Origin of the sequence: Nitratireductor soli, from assembly GCF_001050155.1 — a bacterium.
GTDB lineage: Bacteria > Pseudomonadota > Alphaproteobacteria > Rhizobiales > Rhizobiaceae > Nitratireductor > Nitratireductor soli.
Map to the genome: position 1 here is coordinate 89,875 of NZ_LFVY01000015.1, position 18,238 is coordinate 108,112.

At 65.9% G+C, this 18,238-nt stretch carries 18 protein-coding genes; 10 read left to right on the top strand and 8 right to left on the bottom strand.

The window, feature by feature from the left end:
• Positions 1–41: 41 nt before the first annotated feature.
• Entirely contained in the window at positions 42–1,106 is a 1,065-nt protein-coding gene (locus AB843_RS18690) for a sensor histidine kinase (RefSeq protein WP_048648400.1), read from the bottom strand.
• Positions 1,107–1,274: 168 nt separating this feature from the next.
• Positions 1,275–1,817: a winged helix-turn-helix transcriptional regulator gene (locus AB843_RS18695; RefSeq protein WP_425286823.1), complete on the bottom strand. Its 543-nt coding sequence runs from the start codon at positions 1,815–1,817 to the stop codon at positions 1,275–1,277.
• A 106-nt stretch (positions 1,818–1,923) separates the two neighbouring features.
• Here AB843_RS18695 and AB843_RS18700 point away from each other — a divergent pair, with 106 nt between their 5' ends.
• The 4 genes from AB843_RS18700 (at position 1,924) to AB843_RS18715 (ending at position 5,593) form a co-directional block, all read left to right on the top strand.
• Positions 1,924–2,487, top strand: a complete 564-nt coding sequence (locus AB843_RS18700) for a dihydrofolate reductase family protein (RefSeq protein WP_048648401.1) — start codon at positions 1,924–1,926, stop codon at positions 2,485–2,487.
• Between the two features lie 175 nt (positions 2,488–2,662).
• Complete coding sequence (locus AB843_RS18705; RefSeq protein ID WP_048648462.1) at positions 2,663–3,514, top strand: alpha/beta fold hydrolase; 852 nt, start codon at positions 2,663–2,665, stop codon at positions 3,512–3,514.
• Positions 3,515–3,618: 104 nt separating this feature from the next.
• Entirely contained in the window at positions 3,619–4,224 is a 606-nt protein-coding gene (locus tag AB843_RS18710) for a glutathione S-transferase N-terminal domain-containing protein (RefSeq protein WP_048648402.1), read from the top strand.
• 40 nt (positions 4,225–4,264) lie between these two features.
• A complete protein-coding gene (locus AB843_RS18715; protein WP_206412925.1) occupies positions 4,265–5,593 on the top strand; it encodes a serine hydrolase domain-containing protein in 1,329 nt (442 codons plus the stop codon).
• Between the two features lie 7 nt (positions 5,594–5,600).
• Here the strand turns inward: AB843_RS18715 and AB843_RS18720 are convergent, their stop codons facing one another.
• A complete protein-coding gene (locus AB843_RS18720) occupies positions 5,601–6,689 on the bottom strand; it encodes an AbrB family transcriptional regulator (protein WP_048648403.1) in 1,089 nt (362 codons plus the stop codon).
• A gap of 135 nt (positions 6,690–6,824) precedes the next feature.
• Between AB843_RS18720 and AB843_RS18725 the strand changes: the two genes are divergently transcribed.
• Positions 6,825–7,250, top strand: a complete 426-nt coding sequence (locus tag AB843_RS18725) for a YciI family protein (RefSeq protein ID WP_048648404.1) — start codon at positions 6,825–6,827, stop codon at positions 7,248–7,250.
• 47 nt (positions 7,251–7,297) lie between these two features.
• Entirely contained in the window at positions 7,298–7,717 is a 420-nt protein-coding gene (locus AB843_RS18730) for a hypothetical protein (RefSeq protein ID WP_048648405.1), read from the top strand.
• Positions 7,718–7,748: 31 nt separating this feature from the next.
• Here AB843_RS18730 and AB843_RS18735 read toward each other — a convergent pair whose 3' ends face one another.
• The 3 genes from AB843_RS18735 to AB843_RS18745 form a co-directional block, all read right to left on the bottom strand.
• Entirely contained in the window at positions 7,749–8,630 is an 882-nt protein-coding gene (locus tag AB843_RS18735) for a cation diffusion facilitator family transporter (RefSeq protein WP_048648406.1), read from the bottom strand.
• A gap of 68 nt (positions 8,631–8,698) precedes the next feature.
• The gene (locus AB843_RS18740) at positions 8,699–10,888 is read right to left on the bottom strand and encodes an anthranilate synthase (RefSeq protein WP_048648407.1); all 2,190 of its coding nucleotides are present in this window, start codon (positions 10,886–10,888) and stop codon (positions 8,699–8,701) included.
• Between the two features lie 163 nt (positions 10,889–11,051).
• Positions 11,052–11,819 carry a phosphatase PAP2 family protein gene (locus tag AB843_RS18745; RefSeq protein ID WP_082143893.1) on the bottom strand — a complete coding sequence of 256 codons (768 nt, stop codon included), beginning with the start codon at positions 11,817–11,819 and terminating at the stop codon, positions 11,052–11,054.
• A 429-nt stretch (positions 11,820–12,248) separates the two neighbouring features.
• On the opposite strand from AB843_RS18745, the gene rnk reads away from it, so the two are divergent.
• The 3 genes from rnk to AB843_RS18760 all read left to right on the top strand — a co-directional run bounded on the left by rnk (position 12,249) and on the right by AB843_RS18760 (position 14,155).
• Entirely contained in the window at positions 12,249–12,656 is a 408-nt protein-coding gene (gene rnk / locus AB843_RS18750; protein ID WP_048648408.1) for a nucleoside diphosphate kinase regulator, read from the top strand.
• A gap of 153 nt (positions 12,657–12,809) precedes the next feature.
• Entirely contained in the window at positions 12,810–13,331 is a 522-nt protein-coding gene (locus AB843_RS18755; protein WP_048648409.1) for a GreA/GreB family elongation factor, read from the top strand.
• A gap of 50 nt (positions 13,332–13,381) precedes the next feature.
• A complete protein-coding gene (locus AB843_RS18760; RefSeq protein WP_048648410.1) occupies positions 13,382–14,155 on the top strand; it encodes a MerR family transcriptional regulator in 774 nt (257 codons plus the stop codon).
• Positions 14,156–14,194: 39 nt separating this feature from the next.
• Here AB843_RS18760 and AB843_RS18765 read toward each other — a convergent pair whose 3' ends face one another.
• Positions 14,195–15,031, bottom strand: a complete 837-nt coding sequence (locus tag AB843_RS18765) for a LytTR family DNA-binding domain-containing protein (RefSeq protein ID WP_048648411.1) — start codon at positions 15,029–15,031, stop codon at positions 14,195–14,197.
• Between the two features lie 203 nt (positions 15,032–15,234).
• Between AB843_RS18765 and AB843_RS18770 the strand changes: the two genes are divergently transcribed.
• Complete coding sequence (locus tag AB843_RS18770; protein WP_048648412.1) at positions 15,235–16,500, top strand: acyltransferase family protein; 1,266 nt, start codon at positions 15,235–15,237, stop codon at positions 16,498–16,500.
• 8 nt (positions 16,501–16,508) lie between these two features.
• Here the strand turns inward: AB843_RS18770 and AB843_RS18775 are convergent, their stop codons facing one another.
• Positions 16,509–18,188 (bottom strand): formate--tetrahydrofolate ligase, encoded by a 1,680-nt coding sequence (locus tag AB843_RS18775; RefSeq protein ID WP_048648465.1) that lies wholly within the window; start codon positions 18,186–18,188, stop codon positions 16,509–16,511.
• Between the last annotated feature and the right edge of the window lie 50 nt (positions 18,189–18,238).

Here is an 18,238-nt window from a genome sequence, read left to right on the forward strand (position 1 = left end):
CAGCATGTCGAGGCGCGGCTGCCGGAGTTTGTCTGCCCGCATCATTCGTCCAGCGCCGCCGCGCTGGCTGCGATTTCGTATTCGATGCCCTGCGGCAAATAGTGTACCCGGGCCTCGCCCCTGAAATCCGTGGCGACGAACCTTTCGATCAGCTTCGAGCCAAACCCCGTTCGGGTTGGCGGCTCGACCGGCGGACCGCCCTTCTCCCGCCAGCGGAAGAAGAACTGCTCATCGCTTCGGCTCCATTCGATCAGGATGCGCCCGTCATCGTTCGACAGCGCGCCGTATTTGATGGCGTTGGTCAACAGCTCGTTCAGCGCCAGGGACAGCGCCAGGGCCTGCCGCCCGCGCAACGAGACCGGCGGCCCGCTGATCTCGACCCGCTTCGGCTCGAGGATCCGGTGCGCCAGGACCGCACCGACCAGTTGTTCGACGGTCGCGTCCGGATGGCTCTCGGCGGTCAGCAGCGCCTGCGCCTCGCCCAATGCCCTGAGCCTTTCCTGGAAGATGCCGAGCATGCCCTCGGTGGCGGGGTCGCCCTTGAAAGTCTGCCCGGCCAGCGCCGACACCATCGCCACCAGATTGCGCATGCGATGCTGCAGCTCACCGTTGACGGCGGCAACCTGGCGCTGGGTGCGGACGGTCTGCGTGGTTTCCACCACCGTGTCCATCATGCCCTGGACGATGCCGTGCTCATCGCGGATGGGACTGTAGCAGAAGGTGAAGTGAGCCTCCTCGTCATAGCCGAACCGATTCACGACGAGCGGGAAGTTTTCGATGAAGGTCGGCTCGCCGGCGAAAGCCCTGTCGGCAATCGGGCCGAGCACCTCCCAGGCCTCCCCCCAGATATCGCGGAACGAACGGCCGATGGCCGGCGGCTTACCGCCCAGGATCGGCGTGAAGGCATCATTGTGCATGGTCACCAGCGACGGCCCCCAGATGACGGCCTTGGGAAAACTGGAACTCAGCATGAGGGCGACGGCGGTCTTCAGCGCCGAAGGCCAAAGCTCGATCGGCCCGATGTCGGTGGTCGACCAGTCGAAGGAGCGGATGGCCGCCGCCGAAGCCCCGCCGCCGGCGAGGAAGGCAAGATGATCCCGACGCATTGAAGCCTGCTTACCCCTAACACCTGTTCCACAGGATAGCAGTACCGCACAGATAGAACAGCGAATTGCGCGGCGCCGCGGAAAACATTGCCGGCGCAAACATGAATCAAAATGCGAGCCGGAGCATGCAAAACTCTGGAATCAAGAGATTTCTCCGGCCCGGCACATTCAGGAAGCCGTGGCCGCTCTCTTGCGCGCAACCACCTCCTCATAGGCCGCCTGCAACCATTCGCGCACGCCGGGACCGGTTTTTCCGGCCGGCGGCGGCGCGCCCAGATGCGTGACCCGCAGATCGTCCATGAAGGCGTCCCACAGATCCGGCCCGCCCTCGGCCAGGAGCTTGGCGCGGATCGACAGCTCCTCCGACACCGGCAGCCATTTGCTGCCCCAGGCGCCGATCATGGCGAACACCGGCACCAGCTCGATGCCCTTTTCCGTCAGGCTGTAAATCGCCTTCTGCTTGTGGCTGGGATCATCCGTCTTGGCGATGATCCCTTCCGCCAACAGTCGGCGCAGTCGATCGGCCAGAATGTTGGAGGCGATCTTTTCCTGGGAATTGGTCAGGAGATCGCGGAAATGCCGCCGGTTCCCGAACATCATGTCGCGCACGACGATCAGGCTCCATTTGTCGCCGACCACCTCGACGGTGAGATTGATGGGACAGCCGGAGCGGTGCTCGGCGGCAATGTCGTCGCTGCTGGTCAAATTCATTCTCCAAAAAAACCAGTTGCAATATGCCATCAGTTATTCTAGCCTGCAACCGATTTTAATATGCAACCAGTTAACACACGACCGAATCGAGAACGGGAGCAAGAACATGAGCAAGGTCATCATCTGGAATCTGGTTTCGCTGGACGGCTATTTCGAAGGCGAGAAGAAGTGGGACCTCGACTTCCACAATCATGGCTGGGGCGAGGAACTGGAGGAACTGAGCCGAACGTTCGGCCACACCGCCGCTTCTCTGGTCTTCGGCCGGGTCACCTATGAGGGCATGCGGGACCATTGGACGACCGCCGAGGATTCCGAGGTCAAGTCGTTCATGAACGCGCTGCCGAAACTGGTCGCCTCGCGCACGCTGACGGGCTCGGACTGGAACAACACCCGCCTCACCGACGACATTGTCGGCGCGATCCGCTCCGCCCGGGAGAACGCCGAGCCGGGCAAGAACATCTACATTTTCGGCAGCGCCGATCTTTGCAAAACCCTGCTGGATGCCGAAATCGTCGACGAGGTGATGCTGGCACAGGTGCCCGTGCAGCTCGGCAAGGGCACGCCCTTCTTCAAGCCGCGCGACAGCGAACGCGCCTTCAAGCTGATCGAGGCCCGGCCGCTGAAGAACGGCACACTTATCCTGCGCTACGAACCCAACCGGCCGAACTGAACCACCCGTACTGAACCGCCGCCTTCCCGCGACTGGAAAGCCGATGATACGAGAGGCAACGCCCATGACCGCATCCCTCCCGCAGTGCCCCCGCCCGCATGGCATCGGCTTCGCCGTGGCCGCGGCGATGCTGTCTGCAACCCTGACCGCCGCCAGCGAAGCACAAGGAGCCCCCATGAGCACGCGAACCATAAGCATGAACAACGTCGAGATCGCCACGGAGGCCTTCGGCGACCCCTCCGATCCCCCGGTCCTGCTGGTCATGGGCGCCATGGCCTCGATGCTGTGGTGGCCGCAGGCCTTCTGCGAGCGGCTTGCCGCCGAGGGCCGCTACGTGATCCGCTACGACAACCGCGACACCGGGCTTTCGACCGGCTACGAGCCGAGCAACCCGCCCTACACGATGGACGACATGGCCGAGGACGCCGTCGGCGTGCTCGACGGCTACGGCATCGACAAGGCGCATCTGGTCGGCATGTCGCTCGGCGGCACCCTGGCGCAGATCGCCGCCCTCGCCCACCCGGACCGGGTGGCGACGCTGACCGCCATCAGCACCTCGCCGGTCGGAACCGACACCGCTTCGCTGCCGCAGACATCGGCTGCCTACATGGAGCACGCCGCCACGGGCGAGGCAGTGGACTGGACCGACCATGCCCAGGTGATCGACTTCATGGTCCGCGACACGCGCATGATCGCCGGCAGCGCCCATCCCTATGACGAGGCGGCGGCCCGCGCCCTGGTCACGCGCGACGTCGCGCGGGCGCGAAACTTCACCAGCGCCACCAACCACTTCATGCTGAAGGGGGGCGAGGCGTGGGCGGGCAGGCTGGCGGAGCTAGAGCCGCCGCTGCTCGTCATCCACGGCACCGGCGACCCGATCTACCCGGTCGAGCACGGCCGACTGCTGGCCGACACGGTGCCCGGCGCCAGGCTGATCGAGCTTGCCGGCGGCGGCCACGAGCTCCATCCCGCCGATTGGGACACCATCATCGGCGCCATCGTTGCGCACACCGGCACAGGCGAGTGACGACCACCGATGGCCTGTCACGGCCGGCGCACATCTTTTTTTCCTTCGCATGATCCCGGCGACAATCGCGTCGCGATGGCGAACCCATGAACAGGAGCTTTTCGATGAAACTCTTCCATGCCCCCGGATTCAGCAGCATCGCCGACCACATCGCATTGATCGAGGCCGGGTTGCCGGTCGAACTCGTCAAGGTGGACATCTGGAGCAAACGGCTCGACGACGGCAGCGACTATAACGACGTCACGCCGAAGGGCTACGTTCCCGCCCTGATGTTCGACGATGGAGAGGTGCTGACGGAGAATGTCGCGATCCTCGCCTGGATCGCCGACCGCGCGCCGCAATTGGCGCCCGAGGGCGAGCGCGGCCGATACCGGCTGATCGAGATGCTGAGTTTCCTTGCCTGCGAGATACACAAGCGCTTTCCGATCTATTTCTCGGTGTCGGAGGAATCGAAGCCGGTGCTTCGCGAGGAGATCCAGCAGCGTTTCGACCTTCTGTCCAGCCGGCTGGAAAGCGCGGACTATCTGCTCGGCGACCGCTTCAGCGTGGCCGATCCCTATCTTTTCATGCTGGCGCGCGGCGCGTTGCAAATGGATTTCGCGCTTGCCGATTGCTTCCGCGATTATGTGGCGCGCATCGAGGCCCGCCCCTCGGTGCAGGAGGCGGAGCGACGGGAGAACCCGCAGGACGGCCCCGCTCCACGACAGTAGCGCGATGGGCGACACAACGAACGCAAGAGGATTCAAAGCCATGACCACGCCCCCGACCATCCACCGGCGAACGCTGCTGCAAACGGCAGTGGCCTCCCTCGCGCTCGGCGCTATCGGATTTCCGATCGCCGCAGCGCAAGCGGCAAACACGACGGCAAGAATGGATGACGTCCTTTCCACCGACGCGCTGAAGGCCCTGCAGGCAATGATGGACGCCCATGTCGCCGAAGGCTACCTGCCGGGCGCCACCTGGCTCGTCCAGAGCCGAGGCGAGACCCATGTGGGCACCGCCGGCAGTTTTGAACTGGGCGGCGGCCGGCCGATGGCCCGCGACACGATCTTCCGCGTCGCCTCGATCACCAAGCCGGTGACGGCGGCGCTCGCCATGATGCTGGTCGAGGAAGGAAAGCTGTCGCTCGACGGGCCGGTCGATGCCCTGTTGCCCGAACTCGCCGGCCGCCGTGTCCTGAAGCGCATCGACGGGCCGCTCGACGAGACGGTGCCGGCGGCCGGGCCCATCACCCTGCGCCATCTGCTGACCATGACCTTCGGGCTCGGCGCGATCATGGTGTTCCCGGAAGAATATCCTGTCCAGCTGGCGATGCGCGAAACGGGCCTCGCCCCCGGCTTCGCCTTGCCGCAGATGAGTTCCGACGCCTATATGGAAAAGCTCGGCGCCCTGCCGCTGGCCGCCCAGCCGGGCGAGAAGTTCCTCTACAATAACGGCCTCGACGTCGCCGGCATCTTGATCGAGCGGGCAACGGGCAAGCGGCTCGGCGCGGTGATGGCCGAACGGCTGTTCGAGCCGCTCGGCATGAAGGACACCGGCTTCTTCGTGCCGGAGGAGAAGCGGGACCGCCTGCCGCCGCAATACGGTCCCGACTTTGCCAATGGTGGCGGGCTGAAAGTCTTCGGCCCACAGGAGGGCATCGACTTCACCGCCCCGCCGCAGCTCGATTCGGGCGCCGGCGGCCTGGTTTCGACGGTCGATGACTATCTGGCCTTCTGCCGCATGATGCTGAACGGCGGCGAACTGGACGGCAAGCGCTACCTGAAGACGGAAACCGTGGCCGAGATGACGCGCGACCAGCTGACGCCGGAACAGAAGCGTGGCCCGCACGCCGAGCCGTTCATGGCGGGAGGCGGCGCCGGCTGGGGCCTTGGCATGTCGGTCGCGGTGAAGCGGACCAAGCCGTGGCTCGTGCCCGGCCGGTTCGGCTGGGACGGCGGCTACGGCACGTCGGCCTATACCGACCCGGCAAACGGGCTGATCGGCATCTTCTTCAGCCAGAGGATGATGGATTCGCCGGAACCGCCAAGGACTTACCTCGATTTCTGGACTCAAGCCCACAAGGCGGCCGATGGCTGATGCGAACTCACCCGCCCGCCCAGCGCGCCACCAGGCGGCTGATCGGCGGGCCGGCCAGCAGCACGAACAGGAACCGCGCCATCTGCACCGCCATGATGAAGGACAGGTTCACGTTCTGCGAGGCGGCGGCGATGATGGCGATCGAATCCATGCCGCCGGGGCTGGTCGCCAGATAGGCGGTCAGCGGGTCGATGCCCCATTCCACATGCAGGAACCAGGCCAGCCCGCCGCAGAACGCCATCAGCGCCAGGATCGACAGCACCACCTGCGGCAGCGCCTTGAAGGCGGTGGCGAGCAGCGCCCGGTCGAACTTCAGGCCGATGGACCAGCCGACCAGCATATAGGCCGCGCCCATCAGCCAAGGCGGCAGTTCGAGCGACAGCCCGCCGCCCAGATGCGCCAGCGCGCCGGCGATCAGCCCGCCGAAGAAGAACGGCGCCGGCAGGCGGGAGAACTTGCCCGCCACGCCGCCGGCCACGCCAAGCACCAGCGTCAGCGCCAGCGCGTCGAGGCGCAGCGCCGGAAACCAGTCCGGCGCGGGCATTTCGACGCCGGAGGTGTCGACCCACAGCCGGGCGATCAGCGCCGCGGCGATGGTGACGAAGATGACGCGCAGATATTGCATGAAGGCGACGAGGCGCTGATCAGCGCCGAACGCGCCGGCCATCAGCACCATCGCCGTCGCCGCCCCCGGCGCCGAGCCCCAGACGGCGGTGGTGCCGGGCAGGATCTTCCAGCGGCTGACGAGAAAGCCGAGAAAGCTGCTGGCCGCAACCGTCGCCAGCACGGCGAGCAGCAGGATCGGCCAGATGTCGGTGAAGGAGGCGAGGATCGCCGGCTCCAGCGAGCCGCCGATCAACAGGCCGACCAATGTCTGCGCCCCGGCGAAGACCAGGGCCGGCACCCGCACCCCGGCCCCCAGCGCACCCGCCGTCACCGCCGCCAGCATCGGGCCGATGAGCAGCGCCGCCGGCAGCGTGAAATGCAGCATCAGCCCGGCAAGAACCGCCGTCAGTACGACCAGGAACAGCCATTGGAAGGAACGGGGAAGACGCGTCAGCGGCCCATGGAAAGAAGCCTGCGGTGTGGTGTCCATCGATGCGCGTCCCGGCTGTTGCCATCACCGGATACAGGATCGTGTTGCGCATGGGAATGTTTTAGCTTCCCCCGTGTCGGATTGCCGGGCCTCCGAACGTCCTTTGGCCGTCAATCGAACAGGCAGGAGAACGCCATGCGCTACATGATGCTGATGATCCCCAAGGGGTACGAGACCGCGGGTCCGGAACTCGACCTCCCCGCCGACGCCGTCGCGGCGATGATGAAATACAATGAGGAACTGAGCGCTGCCGGCGTGCTCGTCGCCCTCGACGGGCTGCATCCGCCCTCGGCCGGTGCGCGCGTTTCCTTCGCCAGCGGCGAGCCGGTCGTCATCGACGGCCCGTTCATCGAGGCGAAGGAGGTGCTTGGCGGCTACTGGATCATCGACGTGCCGACGCTCGCCGATGCGATCGACTGGGCCAAACGCTGTCCCGGATCGCCCAACGAGACCATCGAGATCCGCAAGATCCAGGAGATGGACGATTTCTCCGACCAGGTGCGCGAGATCGTCGAGGCCCATCCGGGCGTGCTCGAAAAGGGCATCGGCAAGAAACGCTGATCGGACCATCCCGCCTTGCCGCGGACAGGAAACAGGGAGACCGCCCCATGACGCTTGAAAATGAAACATCCACCGACCGGCCACGCCGCCTCCTGCAAAGCATCGGCGCCGTGCTTCTCGGCCTCGTCGCCATCTTCGTCCTGTCGCTCGGCACGGACCATCTGATGCACGTCCTGGAGGTCTATCCGCCCTGGGGCGAGCCGATGACCGAGACCGGCCACGGCCTGCTGGCACTCGCCTATCGCATCCTCTATGCGGTGTTCGGCTGCTATCTGGCAGCACGCTTCGCGCCGCATGCACCGATGGCGCATGCGCTGGTCCTCGGCGGCATCGGCGTCGTGCTGAGCACGCTCGGTGCCATCGCCATGTGGGATTTCGGCATGCACTGGTATCCGCTGGCGCTCATCGCCATCAGCCTGCCCTGCGCCTGGCTGGGCGCCAGGATCCATCGGGCCGGCACCGATTGAAACGGCGGCCGGGACACGCGCCCGGCCGACCTCAAGCCAGCTTCGCCTTGTGTGCCGGCTCCACATGGATGGTGACCTGCGCGCCGGGCAGTGTCTTCTCCAGTGCCTGCTCGATACGGTCGCAGATGCGGTGCGCCGCCTCCACGGTCATCTCCGAAGGCACCACCAGGTGGAACTCAATGAAGCGGGCCCGACCCGCTTCGCGGGTCTTGAGGTCGTGAAATTCCAGCGCGCCGGTGCGGTTTTCCTCGACGACGCGCTCGATCTCGGCGAGGTCGCCGGGCTCCACCGCCACATCCATCAGCCCCTGCACGGAGTGGCCGACCATGTGCCAGCCATGCCACAGTATGTTGAGCGCGACGATTGCCGCCATCAGCGGGTCAAGCCACAGCCAGCCGGTGGCCAATGCGAGGACCAGGCCTGCAATGACACCCACCGACGTGACCACGTCCGTCCAAAGGTGACGCCCATCGGCAACCATGGCCGGCGAGCGCGCGCGCCGGCCGGTGGACATCAACAGCCAGGCCCACACACCATTGCCGACCGCCGCCAGCGCGTTGATGGCGATGCCGAGCGCCGGTGCCTCGAGCACCCGCGGAGCGAAAAATGCCCCCCACGCCTCATGCAGGATGAGAAGGGCCGCCAGAACGATCAGCACGCCTTCCAGAACGGCCGAGAAATACTCCGCCTTGTGATGGCCGAAAGGGTGGTTGTCGTCGGCCGGCTTGTGCGCCAGGCGCAGCGCATACCAGGCAATCGTCGAGGCGACGACATTGACCACCGATTCCATCGCGTCGGAAAACAGCGCCACGGAGCCGGTCAACCACCATGCCGCCAGCTTCAGCGCGAAAATGGCGAGCGCGACGGCGATGGACCAGGCGGCGATGCGCTGGAGCTTGCCGTTCGACGGCATGGTGGTTCCTTTCGATTGCTGCCTTCTCCCCCGGGAGCGAAGGGGAGGAGGCTTATCGGGGCTTTGTGTCAGGCCGCCTTCACACGCGCCTTGCGCGGCAGATGGGCCACCACGTTCTCGATCATGCGCATGCCGGCATTGTGGCCGAGTGTCATGATCGATTCGGGATGGAATTGCACTGCGGCAATCGGTTCGCTTTCATGTTCTATCCCCATGATGACGCCATCCTCGGTTTCCGCCGTAACGGTGAATTCGCGCGGCAGGCGCGCCGGGTCGGCGAAGATCGAATGATAACGCCCGACGGTGATCTCGGCCGGCAGGCCGGAAAACACCAGGCTGTTGCCGCTGGCGCGGATGCGCGAGGGTTTTCCATGCATCGGCTCGGCCAATTGACGAAGCGCGCCGCCATAGGCCTCGACCAGCGCCTGCAGACCGAGGCAGACGCCGAAGACCGGCAATCCCCGTCCCCGTGCCCTGGCGATGGTCGCCGCGCAATCGAAATCCTCGGGCCGGCCGGGTCCGGGCGACAGCACCACCAGGTCGGGATCGACGGTCTCGAACACATCGTCGGCCACCGGCGAGCGCACCGTCGCCACCGCGGCGCCGGTCTGGCGGAAATAATTGGCCAGCGTGTGCACGAAGGAATCCTCATGGTCGACGAGCAGGATCTTCACCCCCTCGCCGACGCGGGCCGTCGAGCGCGTTTCACTGTCCATATTGGACTTTCCTGCATCGCGGATGGCCGACAGCATGGCCGAGGCCTTCAGCTCGGTTTCGGCTTCCTCTTCCTGCGGGTCGGAATCGAACAGCAGCGTCGCGCCGGCCCGCACCTCGGCGATGCCGTCCTTGATGCGGATGGTGCGCAGCGTCAGGCCGGTGTTCATGTCGCCGTTGAAATGGACCATGCCGATGGCCCCGCCATACCAGGCGCGCGGGCTCTTCTCGTTTTCCTCGATGAAGCGCATCGCCCACAGTTTCGGCGCGCCGGTGACGGTGACCGCCCAGGCGTGGCTCAAAAAGGCGTCGAAGGCATCCATGCCCTCGCGCAGCCGGCCCTCGATGTGATCGACCGTGTGGATCAGCCGCGAATACATCTCGATCTGCCGCCGGCCGATGACGCGCACCGAACCCGGCTCGCAGACCCGGCTCTTGTCGTTGCGGTCGACATCGGAACACATGGTCAGTTCCGATTCGTCCTTCTTCGAATTGAGCAGCTTGATGATCTGCTCGGCATCGGCGATGGCATCGTCGCCGCGCTTGATGGTGCCCGAGATCGGGCAGGTCTCGACGCGCCTGCCATTGACGCGGACGAACATTTCCGGCGAGGCGCCGACGAGGAATTCCTGCTCGCCGAGATTGATGAAGAACGAATAGGGCGACGGGTTGATCTGCTTCAGCCGGCGCGAGATCTGCGAGGGACGCCGCTCGGCCCGCTCCATGAACATCTGTCCCGGCACCACCTCGAACAAATCGCCGCGGTGGAAACTCTGCTTGGCCTTTTCGACCAGGCGCGCATATTCGCCCGGTTCATGGTCGGCACGCGGCGGCTTCTGGCTGGCGGTCCTGAACGGCTCGACGCTGCCCTCGCGCGCCAAACCCTCGGTGGAGAACCCCTCGCCCGCATAATCGTAGCGGTCGTGCCAGGCCTTGGCCGCGTGGTGATCGACGACGAGGATTTCGTCCGGCAGGTACAACACCAGATCGCGCTGGCTTTCAGGGCGCGCGAGGCTCTGCGTGATCGGGTCGAACTGGAAGGCGAGATCGTAGCCGAACGCGCCATAGAGGCCGAGATTGGCGTCGTGGTCGGTGTGGAACAGGCCGGTGACGGCGCGCAAAACGGTGAAGACGGTCGGCGCGCGCGAGCGCTCCTCCTCGGCGACGATGCGCTCCGGCTCGGCAACGCTCAGGGCGACGAGCTGCGGCGAGCGTTCGCTCACCGTCACCGCGTCGAGCGTCTCGACCACGGCCGCAACGGCCGGCAGCAAGGCCCTGCCGCGCGCATTGAGCGCCTCGATCTTCATCGCCCGGCCGCGCGCGGAAATCACCAGCGGCGGATCGATGATCGCCGTGTCCCAGCGCGTGTAACGGCCGGGATACTCATAGTTGGACGAGAACACCGCGCCGCGCCGCTCGTCGAGCGCATCGATATAAGTGTCGATGGCGCCCTCGTAGCCGGTCTCGCTGCGCGTGCGGGTGATGGCGATGCCGCCGGCGGTGACAAACCGCTCGCCGCCATTTTCCAGAACTTCCAGGCTCATTGTCTGCTCCCTTTATGAGGCATCGCCGGGAGGCTGTGACAAAAATGGCCGCCCGGTTTTCACCTGCGGCCATGATCTGAACGTCGCGCACACTGCACGGTTGGCCGCTGTTAGCGAGCCCACCACCACAGATTTGCGCAAGAAATCGTCCGAGAAATCGTCGTCATGGCTTTTCCATAGCCTCCGCCGCGCCGTCGCGCAACTGCTTTCGCGAGCCCTCCGCATGGCCGCTGCTGCGGTAGAGCGCCAGCAGCGTCACGGCGAGCCATGTCAGGCTCGCCCACGCCGCGCCCAGCGCCCAGCCGGCCGCCACGTCGCTCGGCCAGTGCACGCCGAGATAGACCCGGCTGACGCCGACGACCAGCGCGATGAGCACCGCGACGCAGAGCACGTAGGCGCGCACCCGCCAATCGGCGAAGAAGCGCATCACCAGCGCCGCCAGGGTCAGATAGGCGACGGTGGTGACCATGGCATGGCCGCTCGGGAAGCTCGCCGTGTGGATGACATCCAGATGCGCGACGATGTCCGGCCGCGGCCGATCGTAGAAAGTCTTCAGGAAATGCGAGACGAGCGCCCCGGAGCCGACCGAGGAAACCGCATAGAACGCCGCTCCGAAACGGCGCGTGACGATGAGAAGGCCCGTCACCACCGCCAGCGACAGGACGATCAGCGGGTAGCCGCCGACCGCCGTCACCTCGAGCGCCGCTTCCTCGAGCCAGGGCGGCCCGAGCGGATCCGTGGGATCGGCCGGGTTGCGCATCGACAGAAGTATGCGTTCGTCCAGGGCGCGGATTTCACCCTCCGCCACCTCGTCGGCGATGGCGAAAAAGGCGAAGGAGCCGAGCGCCAGCACGAGAAGGAGCAGGACCGGCGCCAGCGCCTGCCGCCGCCGGCCGACGCGCCGGGCAAAGCTTTCGAGGGCTTGTGTCATCGCGGATGAGAACTCCCGTTACGCCCCGCCCGCCGCAATCACGCGGCGTGGCAGGTGTCGCCTATTTAGGGGATATTCCCTCCCTGTCCACAGAGGGGTTCGATCTGCGCCGCAGCGGCCGGCCCCCAGGGTCGTTTTTGCCGCGCCGGCTTGACATCGCCGCAGCGCTGCACCACCTTCAATTCATGAAAACGCGCCAGAAACATATGTCTGTTCTCTTCCGGGTGTGTCCCATAGCGGGATACTGACCCCCGGTTCGGTGCTGTGCGCCTCCGAACCGCGGGGCGCGAATCCGTAAGCCAGCCGCCAGGGCGGATCGGCCATCCGGAGCAAAACTCCAAGGCGCATCAAACAACCACACGAACACAGCCGAAGGTTGGCCGGAAACGCATGGATATGCGGTCCCGACAACCTCGCATGGATAAGCCAATGCAGCACAAGACCGGGCGCAAGCCGAGCATCACGATTTCCGAAACCGATTACCAACGCCTGAGCGGCCTCGCCGAGGCGATTGAAGACCGCAACCCCGAAATGTCGGAAACCATGCTGGCCGAACTCGACAGGGCCCGCGTCGTGCGCGACAGCGCCCTGGCCGGCACCGTTGTGCGCATGGGCTCGACCCTGACCTACACGGCCGATGCCGGCGAGGCGAAGACCGTGACCCTGGTCTATCCCGGCGAAGCCGACATCGAACAGGGCCGCATCTCCATCACCACACCGGTGGGCACCGCCCTGCTCGGCCTGAAGGAAGGCCAGTCGATCGACTGGGCGGCGCGCAACGGACAGATACACCGATTGACCGTGCTGGCCGTCAACCAGACGGCGCAAAGCGCCTGATCGCACCATGCGCCATCCGCATCTCCTGTTCTTCACGGGCCATCTCCTGACGGGAGGCTAGCCCCTGCGCCGAGCCGTCTCCGCGCAGGGGTCTGCCCTTTCCGACAGACTTGACGCGCCGCCAGCCGAGCGGCGCCGCGATGGAGATCAGCCATGTGGACCAATCAGGGGTGCATTCTCACCACCAAGGATTTCACCATCCTCGAAATCCTCCAGGAGCGCCGCACGGGGCTCAGCGAACCGCTAACGGCCCTGCTGCGCCACAAGCTCGACAGCGCCACGGTGGTGTTTCGCGACGACGTGCCGCCCCATGTGGCGACCTTGAACAGCCGCGTGCGCTTCCGCATCGGCGGGGCGATGCCGGAAACGCGCATCATCAGCCACGACCAGATGCAGGGCATGGTCGGCCTGACGCTGCCCCTGACGACGCTGCGCGGCCTGGCCCTGCTCGGCCTCTCGGACGGGGAAAGCCTCGCCCTGCCGCGCGACGGCGCGGACGCGCCGCATCGCGTCTTGCTGGAGGCGGTTCTCTACCAGCCCGAGGCGGCGCGGCAGAAGGCCGGCGCGCGCACCCGCGCCCGCCCGCCCCTGCGGCTGGTGCATGATGCCGGCGCGCTGGCCCTGTCCATGCCGCACGATGCCGGCGACGACGATCCCGGCCCGAGTGCTGCTTGACCCTCACGCCGCGTGAGAGACTATGTCTTCGTCCTGCGGAGGCATGAACGATGAAGGAATGGACGGTCAGCGATCTGGCGAGGCTCGCCGGCATCACGGTGCGGGCGCTGCATCACTATGACGAGACCGGCCTTCTGAAACCCGCTCGTGTCGGCGAGAACCGTTATCGCTACTATGGCGAGGAGGAATTGCTGCGCCTGCAGCAGATCCTCCTGCACCGCGAGCTTGGCATCCCGCTCCACGAGATCGGCGCCATGCTCGACCGGCCCGGCTTCGACCGCCTGGCGACGCTGAAGGACCAGCGCCGCCGGCTTGAAGCGGAAGCGCAGCGCTATCGCCAGCTTGTCAGGACGATCGACCGCACGATCGCCAGCCTAGAAGGAGATCGCGCCATGAAACACGCAGAACTGTACAAGGGATTCGCGCCGCCCGAGAAACAGGCCGAGTACGAAGACTGGCTGATCGGCCGCTTTGGTGAATCGATGCGCCAGGAGATCGCCGCAAGCCGCGAGAAAACAGCGGAAATCGGCCCTGAAGGCATCCAGGCCCGCATGCGCGACCTGGCCGGGATCGAGGCCGCGCTGGTCCAGGCGATGCAGAACGGCACGCCACCGGAGGCGCGCGCGCTGGACGCGCTGATCGAACGCCACCGGGCCTGGGTCGCCGGCATGTGGACGAAACCCTGCGCCCCGCAGGCCTATGCGGGACTGGCCGATGTCTACGGCAGCCACCCGGATTTCCGCGAGCGTTATGAAACGCTGGCGGCCGGCTTCTCGACATGGCTGCCGACGGCGATGAAGGCCTGGGCGCGCCGCCAGGACTGACGCCGGCCGTCGCGGCAGCCCGGCGTGAAGAAAGCGCCGCTACCGCGGCAGATTGTGCCGGTAGCGGCGCGAGCCGCGCAATTCGGAACCGTCGGCCATCACGATGCGGAAATCGCCGTCGCGCGCCGGCGCCACCTCCCTCACCCGCGCCGTGTTGACGAGGAAGGAGCGATGCACGCGCATCGCCTCTGCTCCGGCGTCCGCCATCTGCTCCTGCAGCGCCGAAAGGCTGATGCGCGCCAGATGGGTGCGGCCCTCGGCGCGGATTTCCACGTAGTTCGCAGCAGCCCGCGCCCACTCAACGGCATCGGCGCGCAACAGGATGGTGCGCCCGCCCGACCTCAGCGTTAGCCGCCCGGACGCGCGCGCCTCCGCCCGCGCGACAGCAGCCTCCCGTCGCTGCTCCTCGACGGTGCGCATGAGATTAAGGACCAGCAGGATCAGGGCGTAGGACAGCAGGTCCTTGCGGTACTCGTAGAGCAGGTCGGAAACCGGCGCCTCGAAGAAGACGTAGTGCCTGCCGAACAGCAGCCAGAAGAGCGCCTTCCTGAGCACGACGATACCGGCGACATGCAGGCCGCAGAAAACCAGGCTGCCGGCGAGATGTGCAGGCAGCAGCGCCAGCCAGCCGCCGGAGGAGATGGGAAAGCGCCGTTCCCAAAGCGCCACCAGCGGCACCAGCAGGACGACAATGACGATACTGGTAAACTCGAGGATCCACGGCACGCGGACATCGATCGGCTGTCCGGCCCGCGCGGCGTCAGCCACCAGGGTGGAGGCATTGACGACACCGACCGCCAGAACGAAACCGGCGGCTATCAGCGTCACGCGCAGGAGCACGCGGCGATCGATCTCACGGTCGCTGAGGGGCGGCATCACCGGACGGCGAGCGCGACGGACTGCGCTCCGCGCGGCGATCCGTCCCCATCCGGCCGCCGTTCCTCCCGCGGCCGGCAGCGGCCGACGCCGCTCGTCCCGCCGGCGGGGCGTTCGTCCCACGGCGATTCAGCACGCCCCGCGCCTCGGCTAGTTTCAACCGGCCCAGCACCTGCCCCGAACATCTTCGAGGAACCCCAACGATGAATCCGGAAAACACCCTGCTTGCCCAAAACTCCTCCCGACGCCACGACCTCGACTGGTTGCGGGTGATCGCCTTCGGCCTGTTGATTCTCTACCACGTCGGCATGTTCTACGTTACCTGGGATTGGCACGTCAAAAGCCCGCATGCCTCGCGTTTTCTCGAGCCGGCCATGGTGCTGGTCAATCCGTGGCGGCTCGCTCTGCTGTTCTTCATCTCAGGCGTCGCCCTGCGCTTCGCCCTGGATAAGGCCCGGTACGGGACCCAGAACGGGACCCAGCGCAAGAACGGCATCGCCGCCTTCGCCAGGGCACGCTTCGTCCGGTTGTTCCTGCCGATCGCCTTCGGCATGCTGGTTCTGGTGGTGCCGCAAAGCTATTTCGAGCTGTTGACCAAGGGCGAGATCGAACCCGGCTACTGGCGTTTCTACCCGGCCTATCTCGATCTCGAGCAGCATTTCTCCATCATCACCCCCACCTGGAACCACCTGTGGTACGTGGTGTACCTGCTGATCTACACGCTGCTGATCGTCGCCGTCTCGCCATGGCTCGGGCGGCTGGCCGCCGGTCGGGGCGAACGGCTTTTCGCCTGGCTGCTACGCGGCCCCACCGGCCTGCGCCTGTTCGTCGTTCCGGCGCTGCCCTTCATCGCCTATCGATTTGTCCTGGCGCCGCATTTCCCCACCACCCATGCTCTGGTCGATGACTGGGCCAATCACGCCAACAATCTGACCGTCCTGCTGCTCGGCTATCTGGCTGCGAAAAGCCCGTTCTTCTGGCAGGCCATCGCCGCCGCCCGCGTCCGTGCCCTGACCACGACGCTGGCCTTCGCCGCGCTTCTCACCGTCGCCTATTTGAACGCCGGTTGGGTGCGTCAGAACGATGTTCTCATCACAGCTTTCCATACCCTGCGCACACTTTATGCCTGGCTGGCGATCCTGACCCTTCTGGGCCTTGCGCAGCGCTGGCTGGACCGGCCAGGTCCTCTTCTGGCCTATCTCAGCGGGGCGATCTTCCCATGCTATATCCTGCACCAGACGCTGATCGTCGTCATCGGCTATGCGCTGGCAGGGATGCGCTTGCCGGTCGCCGCCGAAGCCGGCATAGTCACCGGCGGCACGGTGGCCGGCTGCCTCGTCCTCTACGAAACGATCCGCCGCGTCGGCCCGCTCCGGCCGTTGTTCGGCCTGCCCTGGCGCAAGCCCGAGCACTCCTCCGGGCAGGCCGCCGCGCCGGTGAGACCGCGCCGGCGCGTCACTTCCACCTGAATCGGATTCTAAGACAATCCCTCGATCAGCCCCTGATCGTTGAGGAAAATGTGCTCCGACGACGGCACTTTCGGCAGGCCGGGCATGGTCATGATCTCGCCGCAGATGGCGACGACGAAGCCGGCGCCTGCCGACAGGCGCACCTCGCGCACCGGCACCACATGGCCGGTCGGCGCGCCGCGCAAATTCGGATCGGTGGAGAAGGAATACTGTGTCTTGGCCATGCAGACGGGCAGATGGCCATAACCCTGCTCCTCCCACTGCCGAAGCTGGGCGCGCACCGCCTTGTCGGCGATCGCCTCCGAGCCGCGATAGATGCGCTTCACCACCGTGTCGATCTTGTCGAACAGCGGCATCTCATCGGCATAGAGCGGGGCGAATTGAGAAGCACCGCTTTCGGCGAGCGCCACCACCTTGTGCGCCAGCTCCTCGATGCCGGCCGAGCCCTCGGCCCAGTGCCGGCACAGCACCGCCTCCTCGCCCTGGGCGGCCACATAGGCTTTTACCGCCGCGATCTCGGCCTCCGTGTCGGAATGGAAATGGTTGATGGCGACGATGGCCGGCACGCCGAACTGCTTCACATTCTCGATGTGGCGGCCGAGATTGGCGCAGCCATGCTTGACCGCCTCCACATCCTCGGTGCCCAGGTCTTCCTTCTTCACCCCGCCATTCATCTTCAGCGCCCGGATCGTCGCGACGATGACGGCGGCGGCGGGCTTGAGCCCGGCCTTGCGGCACTTGATGTCGAAGAATTTTTCCGCGCCGAGATCGGCGCCGAAACCGGCCTCGGTCACCACATAGTCGGCGAGCTTCAACGCCGTGGTGGTGGCCATCACCGAATTGCAGCCATGGGCGATGTTGGCGAAGGGACCGCCATGGACGAAGGCCGGATTGTTCTCCAGCGTCTGCACCAGGTTCGGCTGCAGCGCGTCCTTGAGCAGCACCGTCATCGCGCCGTCGGCCTTGAGGTCGCGCGCATAGACCGGGCTCTTGTCGCGTCGATAGGCGACGATGATGTCGCCGAGCCGCCTTTCCAGATCCTTCAGATCGGTCGCCAGGCACAGGATCGCCATCACTTCCGAGGCGACGGTGATGTCGAAACCCGCCTCGCGCGGAAACCCGTTGGGAACGCCGCCGAGCGAACAGACGATCTCGCGCAGCGCCCGGTCGTTCATGTCCATCACCCGCCGCCAGGTGACGCGGCGCGTGTCGATCTCCAGCGCATTGCCCCAGTAGATGTGGTTGTCGATCAGCGCCGAAAGCAGATTGTGCGCCGCGGTGATGGCATGGAAATCGCCGGTGAAATGGAGGTTCATGTCCTCCATCGGGATCACCTGCGCATAGCCGCCGCCCGCCGCCCCGCCCTTGACGCCGAAGCAGGGCCCAAGCGAAGCCTCGCGGATGCAGATCGCCGCCTTCTTGCCAATACGGTTCAAACCGTCGCCGAGGCCGACCGTGGTGGTGGTCTTGCCCTCGCCCGCCGGCGTCGGGTTGATCGCCGTGACGAGGATCAGCCTGCCGTCGCCGTTCTTGCGCGCCTTGGCGATGAACTCGGCCGAGACCTTCGCCTTGTCATGGCCGTAGGGAAGAAGATGCTCGGAGGGGATGCCCAGCCTTGCGCCCACCTCCTGGATCGGCTTCTTCCGCGCCGCACGCGCGATCTCGATGTCGGACTTCACTTCGGCCATGATGACGGTTTCCTCTCCCGGCTGCGTTCCGCAAGGCATAAAGCCGACAA